Below are 23,568 nucleotides of genomic sequence, written 5' to 3' on the forward strand. Positions count from 1 at the left end.
ACACCTGATCCTGAGCAACCTCGTATGTTCTCATACTCCGTGTTGTTAGACGATCCTATTTCATTGTCCAGTACCAATTTAAAAATATCTGGCTTACTGATTTGAGTTGCCTTTCCTCGATAGTCTGCATCCTTTAGACTTAAATTGTAAGCGAAAACGTTTACGACTATATTATATTAACAGGAGGAATATCATGAAAAAAATCATCACTGGTCAGTTTATTAATAGGAATGGTCGCTTTAGCCATCTTTTTAATACCGACCAAAGCAGCACATGCTGACGTCACTGTAACAAACGATTGTACGGACTTTTCAAGTATTCAGGTTTCAGTTAGTGCAAATTCTACAGGAAAGGGTAACACCGACTACTTCAATATCACACCTGGTCAATCAGACTCTTGGAGCAGACTTTCTCGTAGTGGATTTATCTTGGCGATTGTCCATAACGGAATGCTTAGAACCTATTATACGCCAACAAGTGCTTCTTACTCTTATAAAGATGGTAGCCTTTATCAACGAAACAGCTCAACTGAAATCACACCACTGAAAAAAGTAGTCTACTCTGATACAAAAGGAACTAAAATTGTAAATATGGTCAATCTCTCTGATGGAACTGTTCAGGTTGCATTAAGCAAATGGAAAACTGGCGGATATGCAGATTACTTTGAACTTGCTCGTCCAGCTGTAGAGAGCTGGAGCAGAAACAATGATCCAAGAGGCTTTTTAGTTTCAATGAAAGCCAAAAGTGAAATGAATGAATACATATATTATTTACCTAGCATTGAAAATATCGGTGGAAATTATTTAACTATTAAAAACCAAGCAATCCTTGATTGGGATGAAAGAACTCCATTAAAACTTGTAAATGTTATTAAATATTAATTTATAAGCAAATAAACCAAAAGAGACTTAGCCAAAAATTGACGGCTCTATAATTTATGGGACTGAAGAATCAATTTTGATTCTTCAGTCCCATTTTCATTTTTGCTATTAAAAAACATATCGTTCTCTAGTATGATTAAATCATCATAACATAAACAACTGAGAGAACGATATGTTCTATGAATGATTTCAACAAAAAAATGCTAAAATTAATAGATAAAAATTTAACAAAATTCAAATAAAAACTGAGCTAGAATGATGGTCCTTTTGATCCAGATTTGATTTTGTATCATTCATAGTTTTTAAATAAAGAGTAAAAAAAGCCAGTAAAACCTGCCATTAGATATTTCTAGCTAAAAAATTTTAATTTTTGCAGATTATTCCACATTAAAATACCTTCTCAATCAGTCTCATTAACCATCAAATCAAGTAATTAAGAGTCCATATAGTAGTTTAACGAGTTAATGGTTATCAAATTAAAATGATCAAAATCTGGTCATTTTAATATGTTATTAGGAACAATACTTAATGTAAAAGTCTACTAAAATTGATCTTTTTTATTAACTTGAAGGTCTTTCCCCATATAAATTTTTGGTGTGAAATTATTTTCTAATATTGAACTATACCAATCAACAATCTTTAATTTTAATAGAATTGAACCTATTTGATTGAAGTCAAATTTCTTTTCTTCTGTCATCTTTACATATTTTTTTGTACTTTGTAACCACAACACTGAGGAAATCCTAGAATTTAAAATTTTCTCAATATTTTTTTTCTGAATATGAGGAAATTTACCTTTATCTTCATCTGTAGATGCTTTTCTATCATTATATTTTAATAACTCTTCTTCTACATTAAACTCAGTAATATTTCTTAATAATTGAAGTGATAATATAGATTGCTCAAAGCTATACATACTATTTGATGTATCCATTCCTCTTTTGATTGCTATTAACTCCTTGGTATCCTTTTTGTATACATCTGCTATTTCTATTGGAACTCCGTTGTAATTAATGTTTCTTTGATGTAACTTTATATAATTTTTATTCTCACTTAGTTTTTCAATATACCCACCTTCTCCTTTTAGCCTTCCTTCACCAGAAGAATAGTATATATTAAACTCTTCATTATACTCAATAACTCTATTTATCTCTTCTAATTGTTTTTTTAATAACTCTGAAAATTTATCGTTAAAGTATCCCCAAAATCCTGAATCCAAAGTATATAACATATTATTATATTCTAATTCACAATAAATCCATTCTTTTAATAGACGATTTTCAATTACATGATGTTCATGATTAGTCACTCTAATTTTCAGATCTGTTAAAGAAGTTATTTTTTCATTGTATTTACGAATGTATTCCAGTATAGAACTGTCGTAAGGTTCTATCTCTTCTTTCGTTTCTTTCAAATGCTTACTAACATATATCTCTAAATGGTTATTCTCCGAATATATATTAATCGAATTATTTACTAAGTGTATTTTACTCACGTCCAAAGCTATACCAATTTCATTGACATCATTTACTATTCTTTCTATAACTTCTTCATCCAATGATCCTGATAATTGAGAACTTTTCGCAATCCTTTTCTTTCTAGGTAAAATCGATTTATTTTCTTTTAAAGTTAAAGCTTTATCTACATTTTTTAATAATTCAGATAATTGATCAAATCCTTCTTTACTATTTATATCAAAATTTTTCGGAAAAGATACACCAGTTCCACAGTCAATAGAATTTCCATAAAAACTAAAATCTGGTTTTCCACTTATATAAGCATAGCTTTCACTTGCTTTAGGAAATTCTCCTTGATCTTTCTTATAATTAGTGATACCTTTCATTTTATTTTTTTGAATATAACTCACATTTTTTAAAGTAATATGCTCATTTTTGATGGTCTTTTCAGCAAACTTCAAGCCAAATTCTTCGTCAATAAACTTTTCAAGAACTCTAAATCCTTGACTTAACGAATGTGCATATAAGTTATTCGGAGTTTTTAGTATAATAACTGCATTATATTGATATAAAGTATCATCTATAATATTATGCTCTTTATAGTCTGCTTTACCAACATTAAAGAAACGTAATAATTCAGAAAGCCATTCTATCTGTTTCTTTTCATGACTCTCAAAGAAAAAAACAATTCTAAATTATTTTTTGGCTCAGTTCTACTTTCTCCTATTTGTATATAACCATTTTCATTAAGTATCCTAGAAACCTCAGAAAAATTATTTGTTCTACATTTAGATAGTATAAGCTTCATTTTTTCATTTCCTTACATCACTTTATTTGTAAATATTAATTCCTATTTTTTAATACAAATATTTCCTTCCCCGAGGAACATCAAATTTCTTTCTTATATAACCCAATGTATTCTTGTAATATTCCATATTTCTTTCCTTTTCTATATTTTTTAAGATTTTTAATTCCAACTGCAGTAATGCTGACAAGTCTTCTTTATTTGATACACCGTAAAACCTCGAATTGACCAATTTCTTTCTCTAATCGGATTCGTCTTATATTGCTAACGATTACATTTTCTTTATAAATAATTTTCCCATAAACTGAGCAACTACTCATTTCAAATTAGGCACCACTCTTATTCATACACTCGTTTAAAAACTTTTTGTTTTTCTCTCAATGTTTCCTTCAGTTGTCTTCAACCTAAGCAAAGGAATTTCAGCTTTTTCTAAAATAATATTTTTAAGCCTGTCACGTTCTTGCTGCACCTTATCATCATGACTACTTCCATCCACTTCAATCACTCCAATCGGAATCTTGCCGATCTTATAATAAATGACAAAATCACAGCTCGATTTTTGCTTCATGAATTCTATCTCTCTATCAGTAAATGAATTATTTTTAATGGAGACAAGTTGGATTAAATTGATCTGCATATGAAACGTCAAAGAAGCAAATTCATCTGTCCTTAAAATATCCCTCAACAAGGCAGCCATAATCCGCTCAGATTTGAAATATGAGTCCTTTAAATTTAATTGAGTATTTAATTTTTCCAGAGAACGATCATATTCCTTATATAATAAATCGAATGCAGAAATTACTGGACTATCATAGATGTATTGATCAGAGGCATAGTACTTAATATATCTAACTAAAGCTGCCAAACTTTTATTATTCTTTGTAAACACTTGATTACCAGTTACTAAAGTGAATTTATTGATGGCTCTAGAAACAGCTACATTCACCAAATGCGGATTATCAACAAAATCAATCGATGCTTGACTGCTTTTTTTCTTATCCAAAACTGTTGAAAAAATAATTTCTTTACATTCTCTTCCTTGAAATTTATGAATAGTTGCTCTAGCAAACTCTTCTGGTAGATACTTCCCAGCTAAATTCACTTGATTGTTATAAGGAGCAATAAATCCGATGTCTTTCTCATCTGACCAGCCAACTTCCACTAAAGACTCAATTTCCCGCAAATTAGCTCGTTTTCTTGTATGGTTTCCTTTAGATGTGATAATTAGTTCAATGGATGCTTCTCCTTCATCGATAGTCATAGGGATTAATTGATTATTGTAAAATTGCTGATTGCAAAATTGGATAATTTTAGGATGGCATCTATAGTGCTCTTTCAGCAAAGTAATCGGCACTTTCTCTTTAAATACATTGATAAAAGAATCCAGTAAACTATATTTTGTACATTCGTAATCATTAGAAGGCGCCTTGATTTCTGTCTTTTCAGGTATGTGAGGAAGTTGTTTGCGATCACCCACCACAATAATATTCTTTGCACAGCCCAGACTCAAAATCCCCGGAACGATATCTTGCTGTGATGCTTCGTCGATAATGATATAGTCTAATATCGCTCCCTCTGCTATAGAATTAATAATCGAATGTGCACTACTGCCAATCACTGGAAAACGTTTAATAAAATTACTGAACTCCTTTTTATAGCTATCTGCGGTAAAATTTGAATTAGATGGAATTGATTTTGATAATTGTTGCTTGAGAAATTGCATTGATTTATTCGTTAACTCTTCTAATAATTTTTCGAAATTATCCCTATTCAAATCGTTCTTATATTTTTGTAATTGCTGCTCTTTTTGTTGTAACGTTTTTTCATAATAATGAAATTGTAGAGAATAAATAAAATTTATTCGTTCAGTATAAGTATTTAAAAACTTAGTTCTAAATATTCTAAACCCTAGCAATAAGCGGAATCTCTCTTTAAAAGAAAATTTTATTTGAGAAAGATAATTCATATATGCAAGTAAATCAGAAGTTTTCTCTGGACTTAATTTGTATCTTTCGACATCCATTAACTCTACAAGTGTATTTTCTTCATGCCATTCTTCTAAGTACTTTTTCTCAACAAGCAGCTCGCTGATTTCTGCGGTCAATTGCGCTACTTTATTTTGTGTAGCCAGACTTGCTTTCACCTTCGCTAAAATATCATCAATTTCCTTTATAGGAGTAGCTGCAGAATTTGAATTATAACGAGGAACTTCTTTTACCCCTGCAAAGAATTCTGTCCTATTAGTTGAACACCCTAATTTCGCAATAAGGTAGTCTAGTTCTTTTTTAGCCATCTTCTCATACACATTTTCAACTGCTGGATTGTTATTTGAAACAATTGCAACAGATTTTTTATTTATTAAAATATTTGCAATGATATTTAAAATAGTTTGTGTCTTCCCTGTACCAGGAGGACCTTCAATAATACTAATTTGAGAGGAAAAAGCATTTTCAACAGCTTTTAATTGACTCTCATTCAATCCAAAGGGAAAAATCAAATGTTTCAAAGAATTTCTAGCCTCATTTTTACCATAGCAATACGAATGCAACGCTGTTCCTTTGTAAGGAGTGATTTTTTCCAATTGCCTTTCTATATTTTTGGTCATAGTTTTATTTTCTGGACTAGCATTACGAACACGCTCTTTTACAATTTCAGTAAAATAAGAAAATATATCCTCATTTTTCAAATCAGAACTCGAAATAATACTTACTTTTTCTGACTTCATGACATACTTTTTTTGGTCATTTGGATAGTTTACAACAATATACTTATTCCCGTATTCAGTGGCTTTATCTATTTGTTGATAAACATTTTCTTCTTTAGATAAAAGACCTGCATGTATCTCTTTTTGTGGTGTAATTTTACATAAATCTAATGGCTTCCAAAACGATTTACCTGACGGGAAATAAACAGTTACCATTAGTTTATTGTCTTTTTCCCAGAGCTTCCAATCAATTATTTGATTCGTTTTGTCTTGTCCATTCATAGATATGGAAAACATTTAGATCATACCACCTCAATTTCAGACTATATGCTTATTCTAGATTATTGGAAATAAAAGATTTAACTGGAATTCAGAGCCACTCAACTTTTCTGATAACCTATTCTATGGAACTTGAACTATATTTCATTTTTTCAAGTTCAAATGCTTCCATCTCTTGTGCATGTTGTTCTGCTAGACATTTTATACTAATAATAATTGCATTTATTTCATTAATATCTTCTAAACTGATTGAATTTACTATCAATCGTTCATAGGACATCTGGCTTAACGCTGAAAGACAGCTACTTAAACTATATGAATCAGCTACTAATTTATCGAGATCTACATTTTTTTCCATGAGAAATACTCTCCATTCTTTTATCTAGTTAAGGAACGAAACATCATTATAAATTTATATTAGAGCTGTTGCTTATCTTAATTAACTAATTCGGTATTAAAGCTATTGAATTAAATCTTTACTATTAAATAACTGTATAAGCTATCAACTTACGTTTATATAAATGATTAACGTAAGTTGATACTAGTTCGTATTAAGTGACTTTCTCGTAGAATTCAGAAATATTAAGTTATATGGATACTTTTCGTTCATGTTAGCATATTCCCCTCAATTATTTTCCTCTTTTTTCATCTTATTTCATTCAATTTTCTATTTTATCTTGCAAATAATTGATAAAATATTTCATTTTTTCTATAGCATTTACCTTTTAAATCTATCTTCTTTGCAAAGATGACTGAACAAACAAAAAAGCTAGAAACACCCTAAAAAGGTATTTCTAGCTTATGGTATTCATTTAACCCACGGAACCTTCCATATAGATTTTTGAATTACACACTAGTTTAAACTAAAACAAACAAGGAAAAGCTTACCATTTAAACATAAAATTAGCTCATATGAATATATTAGAATGTAAAATAGACTGGTCAAAATCTGGTCAAAAAAGAGGACTAATACAGGTAGTCCTCTTTTTTGTTATATTGATATTCTAAATCATTTTTTTGGACTTATTCCCTGTTCGACATAGACCCGAATTGACCTCTCAATAAGTCTCAAACTAAGTCGTACAGAGACAAAAATTTCAAAATTGACCTGTTAAATGGGCATCGAATATCATTTAAAATCAATACTATGGAGCCAAAACAAGCCCGCAGATAGTTATTATAATGCAAATATTTTATAATCTGATTCTATTTCCCAATAGGTAAATCCTTAAGTTTAGAAGATGTAAAAAATTCATGTATTTCTTTAGGAGTTAAATGATTTTCATGTAAAGTTTTTGCAGCATCAAGTCTCCAAAGAAGATCTCCCTCAGACGAATATTTTCTTCTAATTTCAGATATTACTGGCAGTTTCTTTTCAGCAAATTCTATTATTTTTTGTCTATCCACATAATAAACATCTGAAATTAGATTCTTTATTGATCCTGAAATGGTACTTGAATTTGAGACAAACACGTTAATAATTTCTGCGTTTGGAGATAACATCAGATCTTTTTCATGGGCTTTTATCCAATTTGTGTGAGTACTTGATTGCCTTGCATGTTTGATAGATATCTCTTTCTCAACGTTACCATAAATTTTACTTTCAGTAACCATACAGTATTCATCATTTAAAATCCACCAAGTATCTGGATCAGCATCTCCCATAGAATTTCCCGTTTTAAATCCTAACAATTTGCCAAGCTTTTTCATTCCTCGTTCAAATTTAACACCTTCATCCTTCAATAAATTAACTGTTTCAGTTGCTTCTTTTTCAAATTCTCTAATTCTTTTTGATTCCTGAATAGATTCTATTTCTTGTTCTATCCTGTCTATCATTTCAGAAAGCTGATCGTTATAAATATCATTTTTTTCATTAGTATTTTCAATTTTTAAATTCCTGAACCACGTTATAGTACCTGAATATTTTGCAGCCTGAGTATAGTACTCATTTGCTTTGTACCTATTTAATTCACCATTTCCCTCTAAATATAGTCGGTTATAAATAGAGCCAATCTCATAATTCCAATATTGTCTATACCCTCCAAGTTCCCTTGCTTTCAGTGTTTGAAGTATATCAATAGCTATATTTATAGCTTCCTCATAATCTTGTTTCCACAATGAATATTGAAAATCTACTTCTAGTTTGGCAGAATTTAGAAGTTCTTCATTACAACTACTAATGCTATCTTCTTTTCTGTATTGATTTCGTTTTTTTATTATTTGGGCATCTATTTCGTTCCAATCACCGTCTCTAGTAAAACCTAGTTGAGCAGTTTCAATCATATCCTCTACTGAGCCCATTTGATTACTTACGGAATACCCTGTCTCTATTTCAGCTCTCAATTCTGGTGAAAAAAGATTAGCTTTTCCATTTGGAGACATAATATTTTGTAACTCTCTCCCAATAATCATAACCACTGCATAATCAGTAGTGGTTCGTGTACATCTACCCACAGCTTGTGTTATTCTTGTCTTCATTCTTTCATCAAATAAAACAGCCGTAGACAATTTAGTTGTAAAGAACTTTTCTTGTAAACCTATAGTACTAGGCAATCCATGTATGATTAAAAAATGACATAAATCATCTTGCATGTTTAAACCATCATACCTGTTCGCAAGAACTGCAACTGCATCACTGTCTACACTAAAATCATCTAATGATCTGTCTAAGTCTGATATCCCGTATACTCTACTATGAGAGTTTTTTATTAGAACGTCTTTTAATCTCTGCATATCTCTTCCGCTTTCAGTTAAGATCAATGCTCTAGGGGTTTGCTCTTTGATTTTGGAGAATATCTCAAAATTATGTTCTTGTTCAAATTTAACATTTGGAAAAATAAAAAAACGGCGACCTATACTAGGTACTCTATTTTCAGCTAGAGTCAATCTTTTTATTTTACCTACCCCTACCGTTCTCTCTAATTCACCACTTGTCCCTAGCGTTGCCGACATGTATATCCTTTGTTTTGGATTACTAAATGCACTCAATTCATTTGTGGGAGGAATTAAAGGTCTAATCATAATATTATGTTTACTTAAATAAACATTACAAGCTTCTAGATTATATTTTATATTCCCCCATGAATATTTTTTTGAAGTGTCTGCTAATACTCTCGGATCTATAATGTCTATTAAATCCTTTTGTAAATCGAAAAGTTTTATTCTGGGGATCATATCACACCAGTTCTCTTCCGAATGAGTCTCTAGATCTTCAGTTAATCTTAAATATGAACTATTAGAAATAACCTCTTTAAGTCTTTCTACAATACAATTGAACAATTCTGAATCATTGATCCTATTTATAGTTACAGTCCAGTTTTTTGCTATATAACCTTCGGCACTGTGAGCATCATCAAAAATAACAACATCTGCATTGTTAAAAAAGCTATTAGTATTAAAAATCGAACTGTAATTGGTAACTGCAATCTTACTACAGTCAGTATAAGAGCTCATTTGTTCTTGACTATAATCTGCTCGGCTACCTGTAAAGCCAATCGTGGGAATATCATACTGATCAGTAGCCTGTGTTACAACTTGATTTACCAATTGATTATTAGGACAAACATATACAATCTTCTCATTATATTTTCTTCTTCTAAATTCAGCAATAAGTAGACCAACTAAAGTTTTACCACTACCTGTTGGTAACTCTAGAGCAACATCTTTACATGGCAAACAAGTTTCTACATAGTTTGTTAGGATCTCTGCCTGATAATCTAATACCCCTTTTATTTTCTTTTTTTATAATCTTCATACATTTCTTGTGGACTATTAAATGTTAAATCATCACTTTCATCGAAAACAAATCTAGACATGTAATTCCTCCTAATTCAATTGAATACCCCTTAAATTATAAATCCCATTTTAAAGAGTAATTTAGCTAATTGATAGCACTAAAATCTATATCCAATAAAATATATTTATATTATTATTATACTCCCAACTTATTCCTATAGTCATATGTTTCCCATATAAATTTAACAATTGTCATTGTGGCATTTACCACTAGTGATGCATATCTTGAAGGTAATTCTTCGAAATTTTTACCTTTTCCGTGCCCGACACCTTTTTCATTACGAAGGTGGTTGATTCCATCAACTATTTGAGTAAGACTACTTAATATTTTTTTTATTTCTTTATTTGATTGGGCATAAACATTCTCCTTAGCTTCAATATTTAATTCTATAAATACAGCTTTTCTTAATTCTTGAATGGTTGCATTGTTTGAGTATGTTATACCTTGTTCATCTAGTATAAATTTAAAACAAGATTCAAGTAGCTCTTTGGATTTTCCTATAGCATCAGCGGGAGAGCTGTCAATGGATTGTATGAGTATTTTGATTTGCCTTTCAATGTATTCACTATCAAATTTATTTAATACATATTCTGATAACACTATATTAGATTGATCTAATTGGGCTTCGTACTCCTTGAATCTAATATATAATTGCTCTATTTGTTGTTCACGCTCTTTAGTCTTACATGTAGAATCATTTAAAATATTTTTATAGTAATCAATCAAATCAAGGCATAGCCTAACAATTAAATAGTCATCGTATTCATCTATAAAATTACATAGGGAACGTCCTTTAGAGCAATTGTATATTCCTTGAATATCATATCCGATAGAGTTAATAGTAAAATCACTAAACGACTGATTATTAAAGTCCAATACATATCCATTATTATTAAAGCATTCTTTCATTAACTTTTTATCTATCCACGTAACCTTCAAATGTTTGTCCTCCGAGATAATAGTTCTGTTATTAAAAGTCATTATTCTATACATAATAAAGTTTATCATGCTCATACTAAATTTTATATTATATTTCAAAAAAATCGTTATTTCATATGTATATGAAACATTTCCATTAATTATTTTTTATCCAAAAACACACTAAATAGTAGGATAATACTTGGTTAATATACAAAAAAGTATTATTCTCTCCTACTATCTGAAACGGCAATAATACTATTATATCAACGTTTACGTAGGTATATTCTGTTTCATTTCAGATACATTTCACTTAAGCGGATTCCAAAAAACAAAAGAAAAAGGAACCCCTAGTTAGCTTATGCTTTCTGATGGTTCCTCTTAAGACACGGTCATATAACAACGGGGTGGGGTAAATGAATGAAAAAGATGGAAGAATCATTATTCAATAGCTTTCTTAAATACTTCGTTGTAATCAGTTATCTGTCCGTTCTTAAATACCACAGAATAATCTTTTTTCCATTTTCAAGTAACCTAAGTGGAATGTCTTTACCAACTTGCTCTGTCACTGCATTACTGATACCTGTTAGATTAGCTAATAAATCTGATAAAGATTGAGCATCTGTAGAAATCTCTGTATCAGTATTTATCGTGATTCCTTTATCTTCATTTACAAGTTTCCAAGTAGGTGGTATAGCTGTGTAGGTTTCTACAAATGAATTAAGTTTTTCATTAAGTGGCTTCTCTTTTATATTTCCATCTAAAAACTCTGTATATATGGCTTGAGCCATACTAAAACAAAGCTGACCTTGTTCCAATAATTTTACATTGTTAGTTAGTAAAGCTGTATTCACTTTGTCTATTGCTTCGCAAAGAGTATCTTTAGTGTCCCTAATAGCTTTAGGTGTGCCTTCTGGAATTTCCCTACTTGATACCTCATCCATTTTATCTTCCATAAAACCCTTAAAATCATATCTTTCTCCCAACCCCATAGAAGTTTTTGAGAAAGCTTTCATTTGTGAGTCTATTTCTTCAATAATATTTAACATGTCTGATACATATTGTTTAGGCTGATTCGTTTTTAATCTATATGTGGTAGATATCTCAATCCCTCCAATCATCAATAAAATTGCCAAACAAATCCATAATAATTTTTTCTTTTTCATTTTTCCTCCTATCTACTGCTGTTATAACAGTGACTAATGTAAAGATTTTCCCAGTAATCATTAGACTATTATTTACAGGGAATCAAAAAAACTCCTTAGTAAGCTTACACCTTTAGGAGTTCCTGTTTGGACGGTATGCATAATACATTTAAATCAATTTAACATTAACACCTCAGTATATGGTATCTCTACATATACACGGTCTTTTTTTGGATAGTACTCGACATTTATATTGATAGCACTTCCATTGTCTAACGTAGCTTTAGCCCGGTACGTGTTATCACCATTATCATGAGTGATCGTCACATCATCACATGTCCGATTTAAGTTATACTGTTCTTGTAAAATCTGAGTTACCAATGGTACAGATGACTTCTCTAGTCCAGATGAACCCGTCATTCTTGAAAAAATTATACCTATAATAGCCAATACGACGATACCTATAATGACAAACTTCTTGTTCATATTTACTTTATTCAACTTTTTATCTCCTATCTCCAAAATAATTTGCTTTTATCCCTCTTATCAGTACATTGACATCCCTAAAAGTACACCAAAGATGGCTCCAGCTACCCCTGCTATCATCAAAATCGTACCCATTTGTTCATCTTTATCTCGATATAAGTAGCCCATAATAACAGCAACAGCACCAAATACAACAGGAATAAATGCTAACGATACTACCATAGAAATCCAACCAATAATCAAATACAGCTTCCCTGTCTCTTGTCCATGTACGATTTGTTCCTTCATTTCATTAATTGTCTGCTCAGTACTTTTCTTTACTGCGTCTGCTCCAGTTGTCTCATCTGTTTCTTGTAGTGCTCCGCAAAACTGGCAATACTTACTTTCATCTGTTATTTCTTTGCCACATTTTCTACAATACATGTCTTCTCCTCCTAAAAACATTCAATTGTTTATTAGTTAACTGTTTACTTTATTAAATACATCAGAAAACAGCTCATTCATTGGTACACTTAATATCTCAGAAAGCATCTTCATTTGATAGGGTTTAGGAATCGTTCTCCCTGTTTGCCACGAACTTACACATTGCTGTGTAACATTCATTTTTTTTGCTAACTCCGTTTGAGAAAGTCCTTTTTCTTTTCTGTATCGGCTGAGATTACTTACTTTTTTCATGATTCTCCCCTCCTGTTTTATTATATACAACAATATGATGTATTTCAACTCATAAAATATAAAAAACTTCAAATACCATTACAAATACAACAACTTGTTGTACTATACTGAGATGGGGGTGTATTAATGAAACAGAAACAATATGCAAAGGTCATTAGAGAAAAGCGAAAAGCTCTCGGGTGGACACAAAAAGAATTAGCTGAAAAAATCTTCTCTACACAACAGGCAGTAGCAAGATGGGAAAATTCTGTAACAGAGCCTAACCTCGATAGCTTAACAGCTCTTTCTAGAGCCCTAGGAACCCCTGTAAGCCATTTTCTAGACAATGTTGTCGTAGATTATGAGGAAGAGTTTTTGGCTCTCTATCGTTCTCTTAGCACTGAAGATGCAGTTCGAACAATTGACTATATGAAGCTATTAAAAAGGCAAGAAAATGAACGCAATCAGCTATTGAAAGATTGAAAAATAAATAACCCACCGAACTTTAACGGTGGGTGTATTGAGATGAAATAAGATTAAGAGCTATGGATAACCTGTCTAGTTTAATACAATTGGGTCTTTTCTCTTCCTTACTCTCCGTCCATCATCTCTTGTTACACTTGTAAATTGATAAAGAGGAACTAATTCAACTCCTGATAATATCAATTCTTTTATTACTTCATCTATCCCTGCTCCTTTTGCTAGGTAGACTAAAAAACTACTACTTGCTTTCACATTGTATAGTCTCTTAATATCCTTAGAAGCTCGTTCAAGAGTGAATCCTTGTTTAACAAAGTAGCCTCTGTTTTCTTTTAAAGCATTTTCCACGCTGTTATTCCCAACATTACGTAGACGTTCACAAACAGTGTTAGTAAGTTCTTTCTCTGTCATTATATATGTTCCTTGCCACGATAAGCCCTGTAAAACTTCATGTGCCTCATCTAGAATCAATTGTTTTTCCTTGCTAAGTTCTGATCGGGAATTTTGCGGGAATACTTTTTTAGCCTCTTCCTCGCTAAAGCACATCTTAACCCAAGCATAAGAAAAATGTTGATATATAAAGTGGTATTTTTCCAGTGAGGGCATAATATTTTCAGTCAATTCTTGAATCACAGAAGTTGCATTAAAGGCATTTAGTCGATAGACATTGCTTCTCTTATAACTAGAGTTCCCACCTTTTTCACGTAACGCTTTATCTTTCTTTTGCTTATTCAGATACTCGAGCATATCCATAGGGATATCATCGTCATCTAGTTTTTTTATCAAACCTATAAAAGTCATAAATGATAATAACTTATTCCATTTACCTACTGAGGAAACACTCTCTTCACCATAGTAAAAAGACATTTTTTTAGCTAGTTGTTCTCCCGACATAATACAAGTCAAGCTTCCTTTACTGTAGTCAAGAAACTGAACATCCAAAAGCAAGGTATCATAGACACGTCGCATTTCCTCTAGATAATTCTTTATTGTCCTGAAAAGCTTGTCTTCCATAGATTCAAGAGTGTCAAAAAGTACTTTTGATTCCTCTTTCAATTTTCGAAAATGTGTAGGATACAGGTCTAGGTTCTCTAATAGCCAATTAAAGGCTTCTACCCGACTATCTTTCTTTAGAATTAACATCACAACCCCAATAAAATCTACACTGACACCACAATTACTAGAATGACAATGAAAAATGGAATGACCACTTTTCCCGGTAAAAATACTAGCAGAGGGATTATGGTCGTCGTGAAACAGACATCTTAAGTTTTTACTTGACTTAAGTAATTTGTTCATATCAATGGTTAACAATCTTTCATAAATCTCATTAAAAGACATGTCGGAGGGATCAAATAAGCAATCTTTAAACCACTGTTGCATTTCTTCCCTGTCTTCATTCTTTATTAACTTAACAAAATCGGTTTCATTTGCTACGTCATAATGTCTTCCTAAATTGTTCTGACAATTTTTAGAACTTGTCACGGTGAAGTCAATCGGATACTCAGCAATATCTAATGTGTTGGCTTCATTAATTATTATCACTGCATCTGACTTATACCCCCCAAAAAACATTCTATTCGAAGCCTTTACATTGTCATCACACCCAGGTATGTTCTTTTTCAAGTATTCGTAAACAGCAACCATTTTACTATGATCAGTAATGGCTTCTTTTAGAATAAAGACAATTTTGAATTTTTCTAGATGTTCAGAGTACCGGATGCTTTTTTGTATCGCAAACGCAAAGTTACGAACTAAATAGATAGATAAAGCCTTTTCTATGCTTAAGTATCTACTATCATCTTTACTCAAATCTACTACATTATTATTCTCATCTTTAACAGTGTTATCGACATCCAGAATAATTACTCTAGTTTCTACAAATTCCTCATCTTTGTTACTTTTATTCTTTGTCTTGCTTGGAATAAAAGATAGTGATGAATTTAGTATCTCTACAAATTCATCTCTTGTAACTTCTCTATAGTTATCTAAACATCTTTCTCTTATATCAGTTTTTTCTTTTTTTGTAACTGGCTTCTCTAATAGTTTTTCTTGATCTACATAAATATTAATCATTGGTATTTCCTCCTTATAAAATTCCGGTAAAGACTAAAACATATAGATAATAAAAACAAACTCTCTATTACTATATGTTTTAATCTTATTTGTTTACTCAACCTTTATACCGTTCCATGAAACTATCAATATCAGATTTTTTGAATCTAATGACCGTATCAATTTTTATAACAGGTAACCCGTATTGAGTAACATATTTTCTAATCGTTCCTACTGATACACCTAGATATTCACTAGCCTGCTGGTAGTCCATATACTCTAGCGTGACTCCAGAAATAATGTCTTCTAGCATGGGCTTTAGCACTGTAATTATCTCTTTCACTTGTTGTTCAACTTGTATAGAGACAATGCTATCAATGATTTGCAGGGACATCTTTCTCCCTCCTTTCGTGATTGCTTGAACAAATTTTCTAAGAATTATCTTCGTATTCTTTGCTCAAAATAAAAGTGTTTTGTTGTTATTAACCGATTAATCAAATAAAAAATGATTACCAGTTCATCGACATACACATAATACCTCGATAAAAAAGGGGGTGTCAATATGTTATGTAAATTTATTTACAACACCCCTTTTTGGTGTATACTAATTTTAGGAGGTGTGGTCAATATGATAAAGCGTCCACCAATAAATTATTTAGAACGGAAAAAGATACTCGGAACAAAAATAAAAGCTATAAGAAAGAGTAAAAAATTAACACAACCAGCATTTGGTCTTATGATTAACAATGGTCAATTGATTGACAAAAAAACTATCTACGAATGGGAGAAGGGAACCTATTTACCAATACCAGAACGATTATCCCGAATTGCTGATTTAGGAAATATAAGTATAGAGGAGTTAGTTTGTGGCAGTGTAGAAGAATATATTTTCGGAATTATTCTTTATGGAGATAGCATTGTGTTAGATGGTATAACATTTCCGAATAAAAACCTGTCACAGCATCTTTATCAACAGTTTCCACCAGTACACCCCGATTTAGATAAATGGCTGAATAGATATTCCAAATTAGAACCAGAGACGCAAGAATTTATTGCTAACAAAACTTGTAATAAAGTTAAAAATGAAAAAATTAGTCTTTTCAATATCTTAAAAATAGAAGAATTATTCATCAATGCTATTGTAGAAGAATTTGACAATAACATTCTTTTCCTCACTAGCAGTATAGAAGAACAGCTAAAAATAATGGTAGATGAATGGCTACCTAGTCAATTGGAAGACATGACTTATCCCGAAGAAGCTGTGAGAGAAATTTTTGATAATATAAACAAGCTAGAACAAACGATTTCATCAATTGGAAAAAAATACACTAAGAAAAAATGAAGGGAGGTGATACCATCTAGTGGTAAGTACTCCTTGTAAATTAAGAGGAGATGATATAATGGCAAAAATATCAAAGTACAAAAAGAAAAACGGTCAAGTGGCGTGGATGTATAAAGGACACATTGCCACCGATCCACGAACTGGTGAAAAAATAAATACTACGAGAAGAGGTTTTAGTAGCAAACAAGAAGCTCAAAAAGATTATGACGAGTACAGACATCAAATATTATACGGTGTTAAAAAGAAAGCACCTGATATGACATTTGAAGACCTGTATAATGAATGGATAACTCATCAGCGTACCAGTGTTAAAGCTTCAACAATCGCAATCTCAGTAAGATACGCAAATAATCAAATACTTCCAGCATTTGGTAAGCTTAAACTATCGAATATCTCTGTCCCATATTGTCAAAAAGTGGTAGATGAATGGCACAGTAAATATGAAAGTTACGATTATATGAGAAAACAGACTGCACAAATTTTACGCTACGGGGTTGCAATGCAATATATTGACAATAATCCTATGGAAAAAACACTTCTTCCACGAAAAAAAGAGTATGAGAAAAATCGTAAATTTTACTCAAAAGAGGAGCTTAATAATTTACTGGATGCTTTTAAAGATTTTGGTAACATGAAACAATACGCCTTCTTCAGATTATTGGCATACACAGGTATGAGAAAGAGTGAAGTACTCGCTTTACAGTGGAAAGACATAGACACGTTTAATAAAGAACTACATGTCAATAAAACTCTTGCTGTAGATGAATTTGGTAAAGTTATAATTCAATCTCCGAAAACAAGAGCTTCTAGACGAGTTATCTCTTTAGATACTGAGACTCTTTCTATCCTCAACAACTGGAAATTACAGCAAAAAGAAGAGTATTTAAAACTTGGATACAATACTAGCTCTAAAGAGCAACATGTTTTTACAACAGTTAAAAACACTCTATACATTCCAAACACTGTTAATGATTGGTTAAGATATATTTTGAAAAAATATAACTTGCCTCGTATTACACCTCATGGGTTTAGACATACACATGCTAGTTTATTATTAGAAGCAGGAGAATCTGTCAAGGTAGTTCAACAACGATTAGGGCATGAAAATAGTAAAGTGACATTAGACATCTATGCACATATTACAAATAATGCACCTAAGAAAACAGGTCAAGACTTTGCTGATATGATGGCTCATCAGTAAAAGAGCTGGTCAAAATCTGGTCATTTCTAGTATACAGGCAAAACAAAAAAGCTAGAACCCTTATATATCAAGGGTTCTAGCTCCTATAACAGGTTTACCCAACACTGCCTTCCATCTCATAACTAATCAAACGGTTGAGTTCGACTGCGTATTCCATTGGGAGTTCTTTGGTGAATGGTTCGACGAAGCCCATGACGATCATTTCGGTGGCTTCGGATTCGGTTAGGCCTCGGCTCATAAGATAATAGAGTTGTTCTTCTGAGATTTTTGAGACTTTGGCTTCGTGTTCCAAAGAGACTTGGCTGTTGTGGATCTCGTTGAATGGGATCGTATCGGATTTTGAGTATTCGTCCATGATGATCGTGTCGCATTCAATGTGAGAGATGGAACCGGCGCTGTTTTTAGCGAAGGTTACTTGTCCTCGATAATTAACTTCTCCACCGTCTTTTGAGATTGATTTGGAGACGATGGAGCTTGACGTGTTTGGTGCGTTATGGATCATTTTTGCCCCAGTATCTTGGATTTGGTTTGCGCCAGCAAATGCAATGGAAAGCATCGTGCCACGCGCACCTTTGCCGTCTAGGTAAACACTTGGATATTTCATCGTTGTTTTAGCTCCTAGGTTGCCGTCAATCCATTCGACTGTGGCACCTTCGTAAGCTTTGGCTCTTTTGGTTACTAAGTTATAGACATTGTCTGACCAGTTTTGAATCGTGGTATAGCGACAATAGGCGTCTTTTCGGGTGAAGATTTCAACGATTGCTGCATGAAGACTGTTACTTGAATACGTTGGTGCTGTACAGCCTTCGACATAATGGATGCTGGCTCCTTCGTCAACGATGATCAATGTTCGTTCAAATTGTCCGGTATTTTCGGCATTGATCCTAAAGTATGTTTGTAATGGAACGTCGACTTTTACCCCTTTAGGTACATAAATAAATGTTCCTCCTGACCAAACAGCTGAATTTAAAGCAGCAAGTTTGTTGTCAGTGGGTGGGACTAATTTGGAAAAGTATTCTTTGAATAACTCAGGATATTCTTTCAATGCAGAATCAGTATCGGTGAAGACGATCCCTAATTTTTCAAATTCGTCTTTCATGTTGTGGTAAACGACTTCTGATTCATATTGAGCAGAAGCACCTGCGAGGTATGCACGTTCTGCTTCAGGAATCCCGATTTTTTCAAAGGTTTCTTTGATTTTATCAGGTACATCTTCCCAATCTCGGGCAGGTTTATCACTTGGTTTTTGGTAATATTTTATGGCATTGAAGTCGATGTCTGACAGGTCTGGTCCCCATTTTTGCATGGGCATTTTATTGAATGTTTCTAAGGATTTCAAACGAAAATCTAACATCCATTCAGGTTCACCTTTGATTCGAGACATTTCTCGAACGACTTCTTCAGTTAAGCCTTCTCCTGTACTGAAAACTGGTTCCACATCATCGTGAAAACCAAATTTATATTCTTCTAATTCTGGTACACCCATGTTCTCACTCCTCTTCCTGATGCACGTGATGGAAGGTTGCAGTGCCGTTTTCTTCCATTGCTTTTTCTAAGGCTTTCCAGCCTAATGTGGCACATTTGATTCTTGCGGGAAATTTGGCTACGCCACTGAGCATTGCTGCATCGCCTAATTGGTCGATGGCTTTGACATCTTTTCCTTGGACTAATTGCGAGAAATCAGTGATCAATTGTTGTGCTTCTTCAACAGATTTTCCCATGACAGCATCGGTCATCATGGATGCACTGGCTGTACTGATGGAACAACCGTTACCGTTGAATGCGATATTCTTGATGATTCCTTCTTTGACTTCGACTTGTAATTCGATGACATCGCCACAGGTCGGATTATTCAATTCGATTCGACTGGTTGATTCAGTCAACGTGCCTCGATGATGAGGATGCGAAGAATGATCAAGTATGACCTGGCGATAGAGATTATCTAGTTTAGAGAGTGCCATGTTGGAAAAACTCCTTCGTTGCAAGAATTGCTTCGACTAAACGATCTGCATCTTGTTTCGTATTATAAAAATAAAAGCTTGCTCGTGCGGTCGCTGAGACTTCTAAATAGTTCAATAAAGGTTGGGCACAATGATGACCTGCACGAACAGCGACACCTTCCATATCTAAAGCAGTGGCTACATCATGAGGATGCAAGCCATCTAGATTAAAGGCGATGACCCCTGTACGAGTAGCGGGATCTTGTGGACCATAAATGGTCAACCCATCGATTTGTTGTAGTTTAGGTAAGACATAGGCAATTAATTCTTTTTCATGATCATGGATATTGTCCAACCCAACATTTTCGAGATAATCAATTGCTTGACCTAGTGCGATGGCTCCAGCGATATTAGGTGTGCCGGCTTCGAATTTCCATGGAAGTTCTTTCCAAGTACTATCGTACAAGTCGACAAAGTCGATCATTTCGCCACCAAATTCGACTGGTTCCATTTGTTCTAACCATTTTCGTTTGCCATATAAGACTCCGATCCCAGTCGGTCCACACATTTTGTGTCCGCTAAACGCAAAGAAATCACAGTCTAATTCTTGGACGTTGATTGGCATATGAGGAGCGGATTGTGCGCCATCTACGACTAGTACCCCACCTTGCTCATGGACAAGTTTTCCTAGTTCTTTGACGGGATTGATCACACCTAAGACATTTGAAACATGAGCAATCGATACGATTTTTGTTTTGTTAGTGATCAATTGTTTTGCTTGTGCCATGTCTAAAAATCCGTCGGTAGTCAAGTCAATATATTTTAATGTTGCTCCTGTCTTTTTGGCTAATTGTTGCCAAGGAATGACATTGGAATGGTGTTCCATGTAAGAAATTAAGATTTCATCCCCTGCTTGCAGAAACTGTTCACCAAAACTGCGAGCGACCCAATTCAAACTCGTAGTAGTGCCACGAGTAAATAGGACTTCAGCAGTTTCAGCTGCATGGATAAACTTTCTGACCTTTTCCCGAGCGCCTTCATAGGCAAATGTTGCTCGTTCGGCTAAGGTGTGGACTCCTCGATGCACATTGGCATTATCTTGTTCGTAGTATTTTTTTATTGCTTCAATTACTGCTATTGGCTTTTGCGTAGTGGCTGCATTGTCTAAATAAACGAGCGGTTCATCATTGACTTCTTGAAATAATATTGGAAAATCTTCGCGAATGGTTTCTTTCAGAATCATACATTCAACTTCCCTTCAATAACCTCCACTAACTCTTTTCGGACTGCTTCTACTGGAATTGCTGTTAACACAGAGCCAAGGAAGCCTCGAATAACCAATCGTTCTGCTTCTTCTTTATGAAGACCACGGCTCATCAAATAATACATTTCTTCAGGATCGACCCGACCAACACTGGCAGCGTGTCCTGCAGTGACTTCATTTTCATCAATGAGTAAGATCGGATTGGCATCTCCTCTTGCTTTATCTGAAAGCATCAATACTCGACTTTCTTGTTGGGCATCGGCTCCTTTTGCGCCTTTTAAGATATGTCCGATCCCGTTGAAAGTCAACGTCCCTTTTTCTCGGATCACACCATGTTGTAAGATATGTCCGATCGTATGAGGCGCTTTGTTCGTGACACGCGTATCAATTCCTTGGATTTGTTTTCCTGAGCTAATGGCAACGATTTTCACTTCTGCATGGGCGCCTTCGCCAACTAAATCAGAATCAAAATCAGCAATTACATGTCCATCATTCATCACGCCGATTGCCCAATCTACAGAAGCATCACGTAAAATATGACCTCGACGATTGATATAAGAAGTGATATTTTCTCCTAATTGATCGACAGCTGAATATTTGATTTTTGCTCCAGCTTTAGCGATCACTTCGACAATGATATTACCAGAAGCTTTTTGGATTTTCTCTTTGGTCGATTGGAATCGTTCCAAGTAAGAAAACTCACTATGTTCCTCTGCGACGATCAAGACATGTTTAAAGAAATGCTGTGCTAACTTGCCATCTTGGATGAATAAGCTCTCAATTGGCTCATTGATCACGACATTTTTAGGAACATATAAAAACACTCCGCTGTTCATGAAAGCAGCATGTAAAGCGGTCAATTGATCTTCATCCATTTTCACTGCTTTTTCCATATAGTATGGTTTGATTAAATCTGGATGCTCTTGGAGCGCTGTGAAGATATCTGTAAAGATCACGCCTTTTTCCATGAGTTCCACTGGTAATTGTTCAAAGATCGTATTTGTTCCTTCTTGCACCAACACAGGGTTATCTTTCATTACGTCAAACCCAGCTACATTTCCTGTTTCACTAAAGTGGTCTGTGAACTCATGGATATCGAATAATGGCCAGCGATGGAATTTTACACGATCGATCTGAGGAAGTGGTAATTGATTGGCTTTTTCTAACGCTGCTTGACGTAATTGGGTCATCCATTCAGGTTCCCCTTTGCTTAAAGAAAAATTGGTAACTGCGTCAAGTTGGTCGAGCCAGTTCGTTTCTTTCATTTTCCGCTCCTCCTTACGCTTCTTCTTCTTTATAGTCGATTCCTAGTTCTTTGCTGATACCAGCATACCCTTCTGCTTCAAGTCGTTTTGCTAGATCTGCATTCCCAGTCATCACGACACGTCCTTCCATCATGATGTGGACGACATCCGGAGTGATATAATTCAATAATCGTTGGTAGTGGGTGATGATCAATGCGCCAAAGTTTTCGCTACGCATTTCATTGACCCCTTTTGCTACGACTTTCAATGCATCGATATCTAATCCAGAATCAATTTCATCTAAAATGGCAAAAGTTGGTTCTAACATCAATAATTGTAAGATTTCATTTCGTTTCTTTTCACCACCAGAAAAGCCTTCATTCAAGTAACGTTCGGCCATTTCTTCTGGCATATTTAACAGCGCCATTTTTTCATCTAATTTTTTCAAGAAAGTCAAAACAGACATTTTATCGTCTTCATCACGTTTGGCATTGATCGCTGCACGCATAAATTCTGCATTCGTGATCCCAGGAATTTCGCTTGGGTATTGCATCGCTAAAAATAATCCTAGACGTGCCCGCTCATCGACCTCTAAATCTAAGATATTTTTTCCGTCAAATAGGATCTCGCCTTCAGTGACTTCATAGTTTGGATTCCCCATAATAGCGGCTGACAGCGTCGATTTCCCTGTTCCATTTGGTCCCATAATGGCATGGATCTCGCCTGTTTTCATCGTTAAGTTTACGCCTTTAAGAATTTCTTTCTCTTCAATTGAGACGTGTAAATTTTTTATTTCTAAGACAGACATGCAAATTCCCTCCAGATTCTGTTTCGTTCTCACTTATTTTAGACTAATTGAGAATAGAGCGCAATGTTATAACCCACTAAAATCAAAACTTTTTTCACGAGTTATCATT

At 33.6% G+C, this 23,568-nt stretch carries 18 protein-coding genes and 2 pseudogenes; 4 read left to right on the plus strand and 16 right to left on the minus strand.

Annotated elements, in window-relative coordinates:
* The first annotated feature begins 230 nt into the window (after window positions 1-230).
* Entirely contained in the window at window positions 231-881 is a 651-nt protein-coding gene (locus EHR_RS01615) for a hypothetical protein (RefSeq protein ID WP_010738373.1), read from the plus strand.
* A 541-nt stretch (window positions 882-1,422) separates the two neighbouring features.
* Here the strand turns inward: EHR_RS01615 and EHR_RS01620 are convergent.
* The 9 genes and pseudogenes from EHR_RS01620 to EHR_RS01660 all read right to left on the minus strand — a co-directional run bounded on the left by EHR_RS01620 (window position 1,423) and on the right by EHR_RS01660 (window position 13,146).
* A complete protein-coding gene (locus EHR_RS01620) occupies window positions 1,423-3,027 on the minus strand; it encodes a DUF6119 family protein (protein WP_338009841.1) in 1,605 nt (534 codons plus the stop codon).
* Window positions 3,028-3,498: 471 nt separating this feature from the next.
* On the minus strand, window positions 3,499-6,144 hold the full coding sequence (locus tag EHR_RS01625) for an AAA domain-containing protein (RefSeq protein ID WP_014834254.1): 2,646 nt from the start codon (window positions 6,142-6,144) through the stop codon (window positions 3,499-3,501).
* 100 nt (window positions 6,145-6,244) lie between these two features.
* Complete coding sequence (locus EHR_RS01630; protein WP_010738376.1) at window positions 6,245-6,484, minus strand: hypothetical protein; 240 nt, start codon at window positions 6,482-6,484, stop codon at window positions 6,245-6,247.
* A gap of 848 nt (window positions 6,485-7,332) precedes the next feature.
* A complete protein-coding gene (locus tag EHR_RS01635) occupies window positions 7,333-9,801 on the minus strand; it encodes a DEAD/DEAH box helicase (protein WP_042969819.1) in 2,469 nt (822 codons plus the stop codon).
* Between the two features lie 256 nt (window positions 9,802-10,057).
* Window positions 10,058-10,861: an abortive infection family protein gene (locus EHR_RS01640; protein WP_010738378.1), complete on the minus strand. Its 804-nt coding sequence runs from the start codon at window positions 10,859-10,861 to the stop codon at window positions 10,058-10,060.
* Window positions 10,862-11,281: 420 nt separating this feature from the next.
* Window positions 11,282-12,006 (minus strand): annotated as a pseudogene (locus tag EHR_RS01645) (hypothetical protein).
* A gap of 153 nt (window positions 12,007-12,159) precedes the next feature.
* Window positions 12,160-12,486, minus strand: coding sequence for a hypothetical protein (locus EHR_RS01650; protein WP_002287730.1), 327 nt, complete (start codon window positions 12,484-12,486; stop codon window positions 12,160-12,162).
* 45 nt (window positions 12,487-12,531) lie between these two features.
* A complete protein-coding gene (locus EHR_RS01655; protein WP_002328541.1) occupies window positions 12,532-12,894 on the minus strand; it encodes a zinc ribbon domain-containing protein in 363 nt (120 codons plus the stop codon).
* Window positions 12,895-12,930: 36 nt separating this feature from the next.
* On the minus strand, window positions 12,931-13,146 hold the full coding sequence (locus EHR_RS01660) for a helix-turn-helix transcriptional regulator (protein ID WP_002298398.1): 216 nt from the start codon (window positions 13,144-13,146) through the stop codon (window positions 12,931-12,933).
* A gap of 126 nt (window positions 13,147-13,272) precedes the next feature.
* Between EHR_RS01660 and EHR_RS01665 the strand changes: the two genes are divergently transcribed.
* Complete coding sequence (locus EHR_RS01665; RefSeq protein ID WP_002301912.1) at window positions 13,273-13,608, plus strand: helix-turn-helix domain-containing protein; 336 nt, start codon at window positions 13,273-13,275, stop codon at window positions 13,606-13,608.
* A 75-nt stretch (window positions 13,609-13,683) separates the two neighbouring features.
* Here EHR_RS01665 and EHR_RS01670 read toward each other — a convergent pair whose 3' ends face one another.
* The gene (locus tag EHR_RS01670) at window positions 13,684-15,681 is read right to left on the minus strand and encodes a hypothetical protein (RefSeq protein ID WP_010738380.1); all 1,998 of its coding nucleotides are present in this window, start codon (window positions 15,679-15,681) and stop codon (window positions 13,684-13,686) included.
* A gap of 97 nt (window positions 15,682-15,778) precedes the next feature.
* Window positions 15,779-16,054 carry a helix-turn-helix domain-containing protein gene (locus EHR_RS01675; protein ID WP_010738381.1) on the minus strand — a complete coding sequence of 92 codons (276 nt, stop codon included), beginning with the start codon at window positions 16,052-16,054 and terminating at the stop codon, window positions 15,779-15,781.
* Between the two features lie 234 nt (window positions 16,055-16,288).
* Here EHR_RS01675 and EHR_RS01680 point away from each other — a divergent pair.
* Together EHR_RS01680 and EHR_RS01685 are read left to right on the plus strand one after the other, a co-directional pair.
* Window positions 16,289-17,022 (plus strand): annotated as a pseudogene (locus EHR_RS01680) (helix-turn-helix domain-containing protein).
* A gap of 38 nt (window positions 17,023-17,060) precedes the next feature.
* Entirely contained in the window at window positions 17,061-18,203 is a 1,143-nt protein-coding gene (locus tag EHR_RS01685) for a tyrosine-type recombinase/integrase (RefSeq protein ID WP_002287705.1), read from the plus strand.
* Window positions 18,204-18,297: 94 nt separating this feature from the next.
* Here EHR_RS01685 and sufB read toward each other — a convergent pair whose 3' ends face one another.
* From sufB to sufC, 5 genes are read right to left on the minus strand one after another with little or no spacing between them, the layout of a single operon-like run.
* Window positions 18,298-19,689, minus strand: a complete 1,392-nt coding sequence (gene sufB, locus EHR_RS01690; protein ID WP_010738383.1) for a Fe-S cluster assembly protein SufB — start codon at window positions 19,687-19,689, stop codon at window positions 18,298-18,300.
* A 4-nt stretch (window positions 19,690-19,693) separates the two neighbouring features.
* Complete coding sequence (sufU, locus tag EHR_RS01695) at window positions 19,694-20,164, minus strand: Fe-S cluster assembly sulfur transfer protein SufU (protein ID WP_010738384.1); 471 nt, start codon at window positions 20,162-20,164, stop codon at window positions 19,694-19,696.
* Entirely contained in the window at window positions 20,151-21,386 is a 1,236-nt protein-coding gene (locus tag EHR_RS01700) for a cysteine desulfurase (protein WP_010738385.1), read from the minus strand. Before EHR_RS01700 ends, sufU begins: the two co-directional genes overlap by 14 nt.
* The gene (gene sufD, locus EHR_RS01705; protein ID WP_010738386.1) at window positions 21,383-22,672 is read right to left on the minus strand and encodes a Fe-S cluster assembly protein SufD; all 1,290 of its coding nucleotides are present in this window, start codon (window positions 22,670-22,672) and stop codon (window positions 21,383-21,385) included. The genes EHR_RS01700 and sufD overlap by 4 nt, the downstream gene beginning before the upstream one ends.
* A gap of 13 nt (window positions 22,673-22,685) precedes the next feature.
* On the minus strand, window positions 22,686-23,459 hold the full coding sequence (sufC, locus tag EHR_RS01710) for a Fe-S cluster assembly ATPase SufC (protein ID WP_010738387.1): 774 nt from the start codon (window positions 23,457-23,459) through the stop codon (window positions 22,686-22,688).
* Between the last annotated feature and the right edge of the window lie 109 nt (window positions 23,460-23,568).

Origin of the sequence: Enterococcus hirae ATCC 9790 (assembly GCF_000271405.2) — a bacterium.
Lineage (GTDB): Bacteria > Bacillota > Bacilli > Lactobacillales > Enterococcaceae > Enterococcus_B > Enterococcus_B hirae.